The organism is Nocardia veterana NBRC 100344, from assembly GCF_000308855.1.
Classification (GTDB): Bacteria; Actinomycetota; Actinomycetes; order Mycobacteriales; family Mycobacteriaceae; genus Nocardia; species Nocardia veterana.
This window is the reverse complement of the sequence record NZ_BAGM01000007.1, coordinates 54,644-66,947: the sequence shown is the minus strand read 5'-3', so window position 1 is coordinate 66,947 and position 12,304 is coordinate 54,644. Positions and strand designations below refer to the sequence as shown.

The 12,304-nt window shown below is 67.4% G+C and carries 13 protein-coding genes; 6 read left to right on the top strand and 7 right to left on the bottom strand.

The features are described 5' to 3' along the window. Positions 1-3: 3 nt before the first annotated feature. A complete protein-coding gene (locus ON37_RS01425; RefSeq protein WP_040715567.1) occupies positions 4-447 on the bottom strand; it encodes a Fur family transcriptional regulator in 444 nt (147 codons plus the stop codon). Between the two features lie 433 nt (positions 448-880). Here ON37_RS01425 and ON37_RS01420 point away from each other — a divergent pair, with 433 nt between their 5' ends. After that, the gene (locus tag ON37_RS01420) at positions 881-2,227 is read left to right on the top strand and encodes a serine hydrolase domain-containing protein (RefSeq protein WP_040715566.1); all 1,347 of its coding nucleotides are present in this window, start codon (positions 881-883) and stop codon (positions 2,225-2,227) included. A 61-nt stretch (positions 2,228-2,288) separates the two neighbouring features. Here the strand turns inward: ON37_RS01420 and ON37_RS01415 are convergent, their stop codons facing one another. Beyond that, positions 2,289-2,705, bottom strand: coding sequence for a nuclear transport factor 2 family protein (locus tag ON37_RS01415; protein ID WP_157171321.1), 417 nt, complete (start codon positions 2,703-2,705; stop codon positions 2,289-2,291). A 95-nt stretch (positions 2,706-2,800) separates the two neighbouring features. Here ON37_RS01415 and ON37_RS01410 point away from each other — a divergent pair, with 95 nt between their 5' ends. Further along, on the top strand, positions 2,801-3,382 hold the full coding sequence (locus ON37_RS01410; RefSeq protein ID WP_083892632.1) for a TetR/AcrR family transcriptional regulator: 582 nt from the start codon (positions 2,801-2,803) through the stop codon (positions 3,380-3,382). Between the two features lie 59 nt (positions 3,383-3,441). Here ON37_RS01410 and ON37_RS01405 read toward each other — a convergent pair whose 3' ends face one another. Further along, on the bottom strand, positions 3,442-4,476 hold the full coding sequence (locus ON37_RS01405; protein WP_040715564.1) for an aspartate-semialdehyde dehydrogenase: 1,035 nt from the start codon (positions 4,474-4,476) through the stop codon (positions 3,442-3,444). Positions 4,477-4,554: 78 nt separating this feature from the next. Next, a complete protein-coding gene (locus tag ON37_RS01400; protein ID WP_040715562.1) occupies positions 4,555-5,820 on the bottom strand; it encodes an aspartate kinase in 1,266 nt (421 codons plus the stop codon). Between the two features lie 389 nt (positions 5,821-6,209). Between ON37_RS01400 and ON37_RS01395 the strand changes: the two genes are divergently transcribed. After that, entirely contained in the window at positions 6,210-6,626 is a 417-nt protein-coding gene (locus ON37_RS01395; protein ID WP_040715561.1) for a secondary thiamine-phosphate synthase enzyme YjbQ, read from the top strand. A gap of 126 nt (positions 6,627-6,752) precedes the next feature. Here the strand turns inward: ON37_RS01395 and ON37_RS01390 are convergent, their stop codons facing one another. Further along, the gene (locus ON37_RS01390; RefSeq protein WP_040715560.1) at positions 6,753-7,328 is read right to left on the bottom strand and encodes a dihydrofolate reductase family protein; all 576 of its coding nucleotides are present in this window, start codon (positions 7,326-7,328) and stop codon (positions 6,753-6,755) included. A 187-nt stretch (positions 7,329-7,515) separates the two neighbouring features. On the opposite strand from ON37_RS01390, the gene ON37_RS31435 reads away from it, so the two are divergent. The 3 genes from ON37_RS31435 to ON37_RS01375 all read left to right on the top strand — a co-directional run bounded on the left by ON37_RS31435 (position 7,516) and on the right by ON37_RS01375 (position 9,716). Next, positions 7,516-7,701 carry a DUF1918 domain-containing protein gene (locus ON37_RS31435; RefSeq protein ID WP_083892630.1) on the top strand — a complete coding sequence of 62 codons (186 nt, stop codon included), beginning with the start codon at positions 7,516-7,518 and terminating at the stop codon, positions 7,699-7,701. Between the two features lie 280 nt (positions 7,702-7,981). Then, complete coding sequence (locus ON37_RS01380) at positions 7,982-8,440, top strand: SRPBCC family protein (protein ID WP_040715558.1); 459 nt, start codon at positions 7,982-7,984, stop codon at positions 8,438-8,440. 67 nt (positions 8,441-8,507) lie between these two features. After that, positions 8,508-9,716: a low temperature requirement protein A gene (locus tag ON37_RS01375; RefSeq protein WP_040715709.1), complete on the top strand. Its 1,209-nt coding sequence runs from the start codon at positions 8,508-8,510 to the stop codon at positions 9,714-9,716. Between the two features lie 3 nt (positions 9,717-9,719). On the opposite strand, the gene ON37_RS01370 is transcribed toward ON37_RS01375, so the two are convergent. After that, complete coding sequence (locus ON37_RS01370) at positions 9,720-10,526, bottom strand: ion transporter (RefSeq protein ID WP_245552924.1); 807 nt, start codon at positions 10,524-10,526, stop codon at positions 9,720-9,722. A gap of 75 nt (positions 10,527-10,601) precedes the next feature. After that, positions 10,602-12,218 (bottom strand): GMC oxidoreductase, encoded by a 1,617-nt coding sequence (locus ON37_RS01365; RefSeq protein ID WP_040715557.1) that lies wholly within the window; start codon positions 12,216-12,218, stop codon positions 10,602-10,604. Between the last annotated feature and the right edge of the window lie 86 nt (positions 12,219-12,304).

The window sequence follows — 12,304 nt, the reverse complement described above, 5'->3', positions numbered from 1 at the left end:
GGGCTATCGGGATGATGTGTCGTCGGCGCGACGGCATTGCGGGCACAGTCCCCAGAACACGACCTCGGCCTCGTCGACCGTGAACCCGTGCGCATCCGACGGGTCGAGGCAGGGAGCATGCCCCACGACACAGTCCACATCCACGACCGTGCCGCAGTTCCTGCACACCAGATGGTGGTGGTTGTCGGCGATGCGGGTCTCGTACCGCGCCGCCGACCCGGCCGGCTCGATCCGGCGCAACAGTCCGGCCTCCACGCAGGCGTGCAGGACGTCGTACACGGCCTGCGTGGACACCGAGCCGAGCTCGGCCCGGACGGCGGCGGCAACCCGATCGGCATCCGAATGCGGCTCGGCGGCAACAGCGTTCAGCACCGCGACGCGCGGGCGGGTGACCCGCAGGCCGACCGCACGCAACCTCTCGCGCGGATCGAAATGACCGGTGTGCATGAACCCAGTCTGCCCATTTTCTGGAATAAGTCAAGAAAAGACCCGTTGGGATGTTTTGTCACTCACCTTGCGCCTCCGGCTCAGTTGGTCCGTTGTCCAGATCACATCGAGTGCGGGAAATAGATCCACCGGGACTCCGGTTGTCACTGCTTGCCGACGTCGAGACAGCCCCGGGCCGCACCCTTCGTCGCTGCGAGCGACCACTCGCCGAGAGGCGCTTGTCGGGCGTCGGCATATCGGGCGGCGGAGCCGGCGTGGCATCCGTCCGCTCGGCGCAGTAGTGCTGCGTCCGACGCCGCCGGATCCCCCCGTCCGGCGGCGTCTCCCTCAACCCCGCGCGGCACCCACAGCCATCGACGGCCCCGGTTCCGATTTGATTGCGAGCGTTGCGTGTTGACCGTCGCACCGAATGCTCGAAGTTAACCTCGGCAGCATGGGACGCCTACTCGGCTGGGTGATCGGGGTACTCGTGGTCGGAACGGTCGGTGCAGTGTGCGCCACCCCGGCCCCGGCGGCAGCGGAAGGAACGACGACCTGCGCGGTCTCGTCCGGACGCGAGTTCGACCGTGCCACACCGGAATCCGTCGGTCTGGACTCGACCCGACTGGCGTCGGCGATCCGGTTCGCCGACGAGCGGAACCGGCTGAACGTCAAGATCTTCCGGCACAACTGCCTGATCGGCACCGGCACGCACAACGCCGAAACCGATACCACGCCCTGGAATATCTGGAGTGTCACCAAGAGCGTCGTCTCGATGATCGCCGGAATTGCCTGGGATCAGGGCAAACTGGATATCCAGGCACCGATCGGGCGTTACCTACCTGCCGGGCTCGGCGACGAAGCGCACCGCGCCATCACGGTCGAAGATCTGCTGACCGAACGGTCCGGGCTGCGCGTCGGAGTGATCAACGAGGGTATCTCCGGCGTGATCCCGGTCGATCCGAACAGTGCCGTGCAGGCGCTCGGCGTTCCGCTCGACAATGCGCCGGGCACGGCCTTCTCCTACAGTCAGCGCAACGTCGATCTGCTGTCGTACGTGGTGGAGCTTGCCGTCGGCGAACCATTGCAGCAGTTCGCCCAGCGGGAATTGTTCTCCCCCTTGGGCATCCAGCGCGGCGACTACTACTGGGCGCGCGATCGATCCGGACACACCTACGGCTACGCGCATCTGCTGATCCCGCCGGACGATCTGGCCAAGCTCGCCCTGCTGGTGAGCAACGACGGCGAGTGGAGCGGCACCCGGGTGATCTCGGCGGAGTATCTGCACCGCGCGACCGGCACGCCGCCGGGGAGCACCTGCTACGGCTACCTGTTCTGGGCCCATCCGGGTTGTATCGAGATGCCGTCGTTTCTGCCGGCCGACGTCTTCGCGATGTCGGGCCTCGGACTACAGAATGCGTTCTTCATCCCCAGCCTGGACCTGACCGTGGTGTGGACGGGCGTCTTCGGTAACCGGAGTTCGGGCGGACCGACCGGCATCGTGCAGAATCTGACCGAACTGACCTGGGAGTTCTTCCGCCGGCTGCTCGGCGCCTTCGACCGGCCACCGATCGCGGATCCCGGTCCCTATGTCGAGCCGCCGGTGACGCTGGATCCGCGCGCCTTCTTCGATCCCGACATCACGCTCGCGGTGTTCGGCATCGGCCCCGATGCCTATCCCGGTTGCACCGTGCTGTCCTGCCTCGGCGCCCCGCTGGCACCGCCGTTCTCCGATGCCCCGCCGGGCTGTGTCCTGCTGGTTTGCCTCGGGCCGGACCCGCGCACGCCCGGCATCCGGTAACTCCACACGAGCGGGGCCCGGCCGTCGAAGGCGATCGCCGGGCCCGTCTCGTCGGCAGGTTTCAGCGCGCTATTCGCGCCAGCCGAGCGGTATCCATGTAGTCCCGGAACAGGGTGACCTCGCCGTCGCGCACGTGTACCACGTTGACCGAGGTTCGGACCCGCGCCCGCGGTTCGCCGGGCAGGGTCATCTCCACCTCGTTCTCCACGAAAACAACGCCGTCCTCGGCGGATTCGTACACCCGCGGGTAGACGCCGTGCACTTCGATGCCGGACAGACCCGACCAGCGCTGGGCGAGATGTTCGCGAATCGCCTCCCGCCCCTCGATGCGCTCCGGCATTCCCGGAATCGAGAACGGAATCTCGAAGACCGCGTCGGGCGCCAGCGCCGCGACGAACGCATCGGCATCACGCACCGGCAATGTCGAGAACAATCGCTCGACCACCTCGCGCGGGCTGCGCGCTGAACTGGAAACCATGACAAACTCCTCACCGATCATAAGCGGAACTATCGCCCCGCTTATGATCCGGAACGCTCGCCCCGTTTGTCAACAGCGCCGGGTAGACTCGCGCTGTGGCGGAGAAACAGTTAGCGGACCCGGCGGCCGAGCCGCGCCGAGCCCTGCGCGCCGACGCCCGCCGGAATCGGGAGCGGGTTCTCGCGGCGGCGCGGGAAGCCTTTGCCGCCGAGGGCATTTCGGTTCCACTGGACGACATCGCCCGGCGCGCCGGGGTCGGTCCCGGTACGGTCTACCGCCACTTCCCCACCAAGGAGGCGCTGTTTCAGGCCGCCATCGTCGACAACATCGAGCGGATGATCGACTACGCGCGCAGTCTGGAAAAGACCGCGGATCCCGGTGCCGCCTTCTTCGATCTCCTGGACCACATGGTCACCGAGGGTGGGGTGAAGCGTGATCTCGCCGACGCCCTCGGCGGCCACGAGACGATCGAGATCACCGGCCCCACCCGAGAATTCCAGGCCGCGATCGCCGGATCACTGCGGCGCGCGCAGGAATCCGGCGCCGTGCGTTCCGATATCGACGTCGACGATCTGATGCGAGTGCTGAAGGGCACCTTCGCGGCGACCCAGACCGCCACCGAGGAGCAGCGGGGTCGCGCCTTCGCCGTCGTCTTCGACGGCCTGCGCACTCACTAGCCGGCACACAGCGAAGCGGGCCGCCCGCGATCGGACGGCCCGCTCGTCGGCTTCGACGCTCAGCGCTGCGAGAGCAGTACCTCTGCGATCTGAATCGTATTGAGCGCGGCGCCCTTTCGCAGGTTGTCACCCGAGACGAACAACGCCAGCCCACGCCCGTCCGGCACACCCGGATCCTGGCGGATCCGTCCGACGAGGGATTCATCGATACCGGCGGCCTGCAGCGGGGTCGGCACGTCGACCAGCTTCACGCCGGCGGCGCCGGCCAGCAGCTCCTTCGCGCGCTCCACCGACAGCGGCCGCGCGAACTCGGCGTTGATCGACAGCGAGTGCCCGGTGAACACCGGAACCCGCACGCACGTGCCGCTGACCAGCAGATCGGGCAGGCCGAGGATCTTGCGGCTCTCGTTGCGCAGCTTCTGATCCTCGTCGGTCTCCCCGGAGCCGTCGTCGACCAGCGAGCCCGCCAGCGGCAGGACGTTGAAGGCGATCGGCGCGACGTACTTGTTCGGCGCTGGGAACTGTACGGCGCCGCCGTCGTGGGTCAGCTTCTCGGCATCGTCGATCACGGCCCGCGCCTGGGTCGCGAGCTCCTCGACGCCGGCCAGTCCGCTGCCCGAAACGGCTTGGTAGCTGGAGACGATCAGCCGCTGCAGCCCCGCCTCGTCGTGCAGGGGCTTGAGCACCGGCATCGCCGCCATCGTGGTGCAGTTCGGATTGGCGATGATGCCCTTGACCAGGTTGCGGGTCTGCTCGGGATTGACCTCGCTGACCACCAGCGGCACCTCGGGGTCCTTACGCCAGGCCGACGAGTTGTCGATGACGGTCACCCCGGCGGCCGCGAATCGCGGCGCCTGCACCCGCGACATCGTCGCGCCGGCGGAGAACAGGGCGATGTCCAGGCCACTCGGATCCGCGGTCTCGGTGTCCTCGACCACGATCTCGCCGCCGCGCCAGGGCAGCTTCTTCCCGGCCGAACGCGAGGATGCGAAGAACCGCACCTCGTCGGCGGGAAAGTTGCGCTCTTCCAACAGTTTCCGCATGACGGCACCGACCTGACCGGTCGCGCCGACCACACCTACGCGTACTCCCATGGCTCCGCTCCATTCGACATATTCGGGAGCGCTACGTGGTTACGCTGCGCTGCCGCCTCCGCGCTTGACCCGACCATGTCAGCGCCCCGTTCCGGCGTGCACGACCGCGACCTCGTCGCCGCCCAGATCGAAGGCCTTGTGCAGCACCTGCACGGCCTCGTCCAGTTCGGTGTCCTTCACCAGCACCGAGATGCGGATCTCGGACGTGGAGATCAGGTCGATGTTGATCCCCGCCTTGGCCAGCGCCTCACAGAAGGTCGCCGTGACGCCGGGATGGCTCTTCATCCCCGCACCGACCAGCGAGACCTTGCCGATGTGATCGTCGTAGAGCACCTGGGTGAAGCCGAGCTCGTTCTGCCGCTTGGTCAGGAACTCCACCGCGCGCGGGCCGTCGGACTTGGGCAGGGTGAAGGTGATGTCGGTCTTGCCGGTCTCGACCTTGGAGATGTTCTGCAACACCATGTCGATGTTGATCTCGGCGTCGGCGATGGCGCGGAACACCTTGGCCGCGTAGCCCGGCTCGTCCGGCAGCGCCACCACGGTCACCTTGGCCTCGCTGCGATCGTGTGCGACGCCGGTGAGAATTGCGTCCTCCAAGGGGATGTCCTCCATCGATCCGTAGATGTAGGTGCCCGTGCGGTCGGTATAGGACGACCGCACGTGCACCGGAACGTTGTAGCGGCGGGCGTACTCCACGCAGCGCAGCATGAGCACCTTGGCGCCGGTGGCGGCCAGCTCGAGCATCTCCTCGAAGCTCACCTGCTCCAGCTTCTGCGCGTCCGGCACGATGCGCGGGTCGGCGGTGAAGACGCCGTCCACGTCCGTGTAGATCTCGCAGACATCGGCCTCGAGCGCCGCGGCGAGCGCGACCGCCGTGGTGTCGGAACCACCGCGACCCAGCGTGGTGATGTCGCGGCTGTCCTGGGAAACGCCCTGGAAGCCCGCGACCAGCACGATCATGCCCTCGTCGAGGGCGTCGCGCACCCGCGAGGGGGTCACGTCGATGATCCGGGCGTTGCCGTGGGTGCCGGTGGTGATCACCCCGGCCTGGGAACCGGTGAACGACCGCGCCTCGGCGCCGAGCGAGTGAATCGCCATGGCCACCAACGCATTCGAGATGCGCTCGCCGGAGGTCAGCAGCATGTCCAGCTCGCGAGCCGGCGGCGCGGGCGCCACCTGCTGGGCCAGGTCGAGGAGTTCGTCGGTGGTGTCGCCCATCGCCGAGCACACCACCACGACGTCGTGCCCCTGCTTCTTCGTCTCCACGATCCGCTCAGCGACGCGCCGGATCCGCTCGGCAGATTCGAGCGAAGATCCTCCGTACTTCTGAACGACGAGAGCCACGGCGGGGTCCTCCAAGATCGACTAGCTGCTGTTACAGCCAACAAGACTACCGATCGGAGTCCGCTCGGTGGTCGGCTACCTCCGCACCCGAGCGCGGGACCCGCCGGCCGAACCCGCCCCGTTCGATACGCCGACCAGCGCTGATCGCCCCTCCGACGCGCCGGACCCCGGCTCCGACCCGGGAGCAGCACGGTCGGACCACCTCGAAATCGACCGCATCAGCCCGCTGACCAGCCCTTTCAACCGCCACCGGGATAGCTCGGGACCGGGCCGGCCGAACAGCCGGCGTACCGGTGTGAGTAATCACACCAGCCGGTTTAGCCCCCGGTCGGCGTACCCTCTGCGCGGGTTTCCCGCACCCGCCCCCGGCGAAAGCGCAGGATGGCCCTATGAAGAGCACCGAAATCGAGCTGCACACCGGAGATCGCGAGGTCGTTCACGACCTGACGCCGCAGTGCGCCACCTTCCTGCGCGAGGCGGGCGCCGGCGACGGCCTGCTGCACGTCTTCGTTCCGCATGCCACCGCCGGCGTGGCCCTGATCGAGCTCGGCGCGGGCAGCGACGACGATCTGCTGCACGCCCTGCGAGACCTGCTGCCGGCCGACGATCGCTGGCGTCATGCCCACGGTTCGCGCGGGCACGGCCGCTCACACGTGATGCCCGCGCTGATCGCCCCGTACGCCACCGTGCCGGTACTCGACGGCGAGTTGGCACTGGGGACCTGGCAGTCGATCGCCTTCGTCGACCTCAACGTCGACAACCCGATCCGCCGGGTACGCCTCTCCTTCCTGCGCGAGCCCAGTTGATCTTGGCCGCGCCCCGCGCCGCCGGGTTGGGGTACCGCTGGTGAATCGGCTTGCCGGAGTTGTTCTTTCGCATATCTACCGCCAATGGGTTGGGAGGGACCGGGATCCGGGGCGACCGCTTCGCGGTCAGGCCCGCCGGAACCAGCTGAGCTGGGCGCCGCTGTCGAATTCGCGACGCCGCACCGGCGTGAACGCGGTCGGGCGGAAGTTGCCGGAGAACGCGCTGATACCCGCCCCCGCGACCACCGGATAACTCTTGATGATCAGCTCATCGATCTCGTCGACGAGCGCTCCGGCCAGCTGCCCGCCGCCGCACAGCCAGATGTTCTTGCCGTCCTCCTGTTTCAGGCGACGCACCAGTCCGACCGGATCCTCCCGCACCAGCTCGACCGCCGGATCGTCGATGTCGGCCAGGGTGCCGGAAACGACGTACTGCTTCAGATGCGGGTAGGGACTGGCGATGCCGGCCGACAGCGCCGGTTCGTACGTGCCGCGCCCCATCACCAGGGTGTCCCATTCCTTGTTGGGTTCGTCGGTGGCCATCCCGAAATGAGAGCGCAGGTGGGCCGGAACCGACTCCGGATAGTGCGCGGTCGCGTATGCGGTGATGTCCTCGGCGATCGGGTAGAAGTCGTACTCCCCACCCGGCCCGGCGATATAGCCGTCGAGCGAGACGCCGACGAAGTAGACGAGCTTTCGCATGTGATACCGCCTTGCTTGTTGCACTCTGCTTGTAGTGGTCTGAACGTAGTACTACGAGTGCAGTGGTGTCAACCGGGGATCGTGTGCCGAGTACGGACCCGACAGGCGATCACCTCGGCGATACCGTGTCGCCGCAGGCGATCTCGAGCGGGTTGTGATGAGTATCACAAGAGTCGATAATGGCGGCATGCAGGCGCATGTAGGCGATCAGATACTCGTGCACAGCAATGCAGTGGGGATGCCCGAGCGCACCGGCGAAATCCTCGAGGCCCGGGGTCGCGACGGGACCCCACCGTTCGTGGTCCGATTCGACGACGGACACGAAAGTCTGGTCTTCCCCGGCCCCGACTGGGAAGTCCTTCACCACCGGTAACTGTGACAACGAGCTACGTCTAGCCCCCTTACCCGGCGGGGGCCGATCGACCGCTGCGCGGCTACCACGCGACCCGCAATCCGGCGGCGATTCCTTCCGTTCGGGAAGAAATCGCACGTCGCCCGCGCCCGCCCGCAGCGCCGCCGCAAACCTCGGACGCGCGCTCGCACCAAATCAGACTGGTCGGTCTCTGTTACCGCGGAACAGACCAGATGGTTGACGTCCGAGTGTGACGCTGGGGACAATCGGCCGAAGCAGTTCGGGGGGTGGAGGGCAAGACATGCGCACGAAGACCGACCACCGATTCATCATCGACGTCGAACCCGACCAGGTTCAGGAAGCACTGCTGGCAGTCGAGCGGATTCCGGAATGGTCCCCTGCGCATCGCGATGTGCGCGTGGCGACCCGCGACGAATTCGACCGGCCGAAACGGGTGTATGCGACGGTGACGGTGCTGAACAATTCGGACCGCCAGGTCCTCCAGTACACCTGCACTCCGGAACGCATCTCCTGGGAAGTGGTGGAGAGCGCCGCCGGTGGCGGTGGCAAGGGCTGGTTCGACATCGAGGAAACCGACGAGGGCACCGAGGTCTGGTACCACTCCGAGGTGTATCTGCCCATTCCGGTCCCGGGGCTGCTGCTCAAGCGCACGCTGTCGCGGGCCAACGACGAAGCGGTGCAGAACCTCATCGAATACATCGAGAAATTTCCGTTCGGCGAGAACTACGAGGTCGGCTGAACCACCGAGGCCGGGTGCGCGATTCGGCTCCCGCGCGTGGCGGCCCGGCACCTGACACGATGTGCGAATGACCGGTGTCGGACGCTCACGCTTACAGGTGGTCACCGAGAACGCCTCGGTGACCCAGCTGGAACTCTTCTTCGATCTCGTTCTGGTATTCGCCTTCACCCAGGTGACCGACCTGGCGGCGCACGAGGTCACCGCGGCGAACCTGCTGCGCGCCCTGCTGGTGCTGGCCGTGATGTGGTGGGTGTGGATCGCGTACGCCTGGCTGGGCAATGTGGTCAAGGCCGACGAGGGCATCGCCCGGGTGGCGATGTTCGCCGCCATGGGCGCGGGACTCATTGTGGCCGAGGTGATTCCGGAGGCCTTCCACGATATGCCCGGTGGCTGGTACGGGCCGCTGGTGTTCGCGATCGGATATCTCGTCATCCGGCTGATCCACCTGGCCATGTTCTGGCTGGCCAGCACCGAGGACCGGCAGTTGCGTGGTCAGGTCGGCCGCTGGGCGATCGGCTCGATCACGATCGGGACGACGCTGCTGGTCGTGGCAGCGATCGAGCACGGCACCGTACAGATCGTTTTGTGGATCGCCGCCATCGCCGGCGATATGGTCTGGACCTTCTTCGCCGGCAACGACTGGCGGTTGAATTCGGCCTCGCACTTCGCCGAACGCCACGGCCTCATCGTGATCGTGGCGCTGGGCGAATCCATCGTCTCGATCGGCGTCGGCGTGGCCGGACTGCCCATCTCCTGGCCGATCACGGTGGGATCGCTGCTGGCGCTGGCGGTTTCGGCGCTGCTGTGGTGGGCGTATTTCGACGTCGCCGCCCGGGTGGTCGAGGAGGCGATGACGCGGGCCCGGGGCGAGCGCCGGATCCGGATCGCTCGCAACTGCTACACCTTCTGGCATTTCCCGATGGTGGCCGGCATCGTCGCGCTGTCGCTCGGCTTGAAGAAGACGCTCAACTACCTCGGTGGTGCGGCCGGGCATACGCTGCACGATCACCTGTACGGCATTCCGCTGTTAGCGCTGTACGGCGGTGTGGTGCTGTATCTGCTGTCGCTCGTCGGTTTCCGCCACTACGCGACCCGGGTGGTGCTGTGGCCGCGGCTGGTGGCCGCGGCGGTGCTGGTGGTCCTGATTCCACTCGCGACGATGCTGCCGGCGATGGCCGCGTTGGCGGTGCTGTGCGCGGTGCTGGCCGTGCTGATCGGCTGGGAGACGGTGCGGTACGCGCAGCCGCGGCACGAGGTCCGGCACGCCCACACCTGAGGCTCACCGCAGCAGTTTGTGATCGACGGTCTCGGGCACGTGCCCGCCCTCGCGCACCGCGATCCGCATCTGATTGATGTTCTCCCGCAAGACATCTCCGACCAGTTCATCGGTGCGGGGGTCGGCCAGCACCTGGAAGACGATGCGGAAACTGGTGTCGGCGATGGCGCGGATGATCTCGTCGTGAAAGGGCACGTACCGGACCCGGCCGGCGGCCGGATCGTTCTTGATCAGCTCCAGGATCATCGCGTCGAGCTCGTCGCGGTTCTCCTCCAGGGCGGCGGCGATATTGCGCGTGTACTGACCACGGCGCAGCACATCGGCCACCTCCTCCAGGACCGCCATGGTCACCGGGCGCTTCACCGCCTCCACGATCACACCCACCGAGCGATTGACCACCGCGGCGGTGACCCGGTCGCCGAACGCCCGGTCGGCCACCCGGGCCAGCCGCACCAGGATCACCACGATCCGCAGCAGCCGGAAGCCGCGGAAGAACGGGCTGGTCACCGGGATCATGCCCAGGACCTCGTACCAGTACACGAGCGGGAAGGTCCAGGACCAGTCCGCGCGTCGCCAGCGCCAGGCGAATTCGGCCGCGAACACCGCGCAGATCGAATAGTCGACCACCACGATGACGCGATAGGTGTGCTGCGGCACCGAGAAGAAGGTGATCCAGACGACCAGCACCACCGACACGATCGCGAGCACCAACATCACCAGATCGGTCCACAGCGCCGGTGGTTTGCGCGGATACTCCTCGGGCCGTCGCCCGGTCACCTCCGTGTACTGCGCCACAACGGTCCCTTCCACATCGAACGGGTACTCGCCGAGAGTAGCGGCACCTGCCGCGCCGGGAAGCCGCTGTGAAGGTCGGGCGGTGCGGGCTCAGTGGCCCGCGCGGAGGATCGCCTCCATATTTCGTTCGGCCAGCGCCGTGATCGTCAGCGACGGATTCGCCGCGCCGGTGCTTCCCGGAATCGCGGCGCCGTCGACGACGTACAGCCCGGAGTAGCCCGCCACCCGGCCGTAGTTGTCGGTAGCCCGGCCGAGCACCGCCCCGCCCAGCGGGTGCGCGGTGAACGGGGCGTTCGCGTCGTAGCCGAGCGGGCCGTAGTCGAACAGCGCACCCGAGCGCTCGGCGATGCGCTGATCCACCGCGCGGCAGGCCGCCACGATCCGATCCTGCGCTTCGCGTGGCCAACTCAACGCGGCGGCATTGCGGGCCGGGTCGTAGGTGATGCGCGCCCGGGTCGGATCGATGACCAGGCCGAGCGAGGCGATCGCACCGGTCTCCACCGGGATGCCGGGGATGTACCAGCTCTCCAGGGTCAACGGCATGCCGGAATCGTCGAAGATCCGGCTCGCGCTCGGCACCCCCTGCCCGAGCCCGGCGAGCGCGCTCTCCCCCCGGGCCAGCGCCACATCGCCGTTGGTGCCCCAGCCGTCGCCGATATGTTCGTTGAGATTCGGCAGCGCGCCGGTGGCCTGGGCCCGAACCAGCAATTCGGTGGTGCCGATGGAACCCGCGCCCAGGAAAAGCTTGTCGCAGGTCAGGGTGCGGGTCGCGAGCACCGCACCGGTCGGGTCGAGCTTGCTCACCTGCACGACGTACCGGTCGCGGTCGCGACCGACGGCGTCCACCCGGTGGCCCGGGCAGATCAGCGCGCGGCCGGTGTTCTGGGCGTATCGCAGATAGTTCTGGTTCAGATCGAATTTCGCGCCGTTGGAATTGCCCAGATTGCTGCGCGCCGCGGTGGCCGACGGCCGGCTACCGCCGGCCAATTCGGCTCGCAGGACGTCCCAGCTGAAGATCGAATCATTGGCCTGCGGTTCATATCCCGCTCGTCGAGCCTGCTCGTCCCACATCCGCGAATGCGCGAACGGCGCCGAATCGTAGATGTCCGGCGGCATGGCCGACAGCCGCAACATCTGCCGGACCCGCGGATAGTAGACGCGCTCGAGTTCGTCGTAGGCGACCGTGCCGCGGAAGATGTCGTCGAAATGCCGGCGCTGCGGGGCGATCATGCAGCCGCTGAAGACGATCGACCCACCACCCACGGCCGCGGCCCGCCAGACGTCGATACCGCCGAACTCCGTGACGTCGAGCACGCCGCCGAAGGCGGCGAAGTTCATCGGGACCTTGGTCACCCCGGTGAAGCTGGTGCGATGCCAGAAACCGCGGCCGTCGGGCAGATCGTCGCCGGTGAAGATCTCCCGCCACGGATCGATCGGCCAGCGCGATCCCCGTTCCAGCACGGTGGTGGTGATCCCCGCCTCGGCCAGTCGCAGCGTCGCGACCGCCGCCCCGAACCCCGAGCCGACCACGATGGCCTCGGTGTGCGCCGGCGGATCGGGTAGCGGAGCGAAGATCTCCGGAACCCAGTTGCGGAACAGGTCGTTCCACACCGGATTCGCCGTCGCGGATCCGACCCCGCGCCACGCGCCCGTGGCACCCAGCAATACCGCCGCACCGGACGCCTGCAGAAAGGCGCGTCTACGCACCGGCCACCTCCCTCATCACGCATGGCCGCGCGCGAGATTACCGCCGAACTTCTTTTGCCTCAACAGAATCGGCGGCGGACGGTCCG

Excerpts from the sequence above, each read along its gene's own strand:
- ON37_RS01415 (WP_157171321.1), bottom strand. The coding sequence starts at position 2,705 with ATGGTTTCCAGTTCAGCGCGCAGCCCGCGCGAGGTGGTCGAGCGATTG.
- ON37_RS01380 (WP_040715558.1), top strand. The coding sequence starts at position 7,982 with ATGCGCACGAAGACCGACCACCGATTCATCATCGACGTCGAACCCGAC.
- ON37_RS01425 (WP_040715567.1), bottom strand. The coding sequence starts at position 447 with ATGCACACCGGTCATTTCGATCCGCGCGAGAGGTTGCGTGCGGTCGGC.
- ON37_RS01405 (WP_040715564.1), bottom strand. The coding sequence starts at position 4,476 with ATGGGAGTACGCGTAGGTGTGGTCGGCGCGACCGGTCAGGTCGGTGCC.
- ON37_RS01390 (WP_040715560.1), bottom strand. The coding sequence starts at position 7,328 with ATGCGAAAGCTCGTCTACTTCGTCGGCGTCTCGCTCGACGGCTATATC.
- ON37_RS01395 (WP_040715561.1), top strand. The coding sequence starts at position 6,210 with ATGAAGAGCACCGAAATCGAGCTGCACACCGGAGATCGCGAGGTCGTT.
- ON37_RS01420 (WP_040715566.1), top strand. The coding sequence starts at position 881 with ATGGGACGCCTACTCGGCTGGGTGATCGGGGTACTCGTGGTCGGAACG.
- ON37_RS01375 (WP_040715709.1), top strand. The coding sequence starts at position 8,508 with ATGACCGGTGTCGGACGCTCACGCTTACAGGTGGTCACCGAGAACGCC.
- ON37_RS31435 (WP_083892630.1), top strand. The coding sequence starts at position 7,516 with ATGCAGGCGCATGTAGGCGATCAGATACTCGTGCACAGCAATGCAGTG.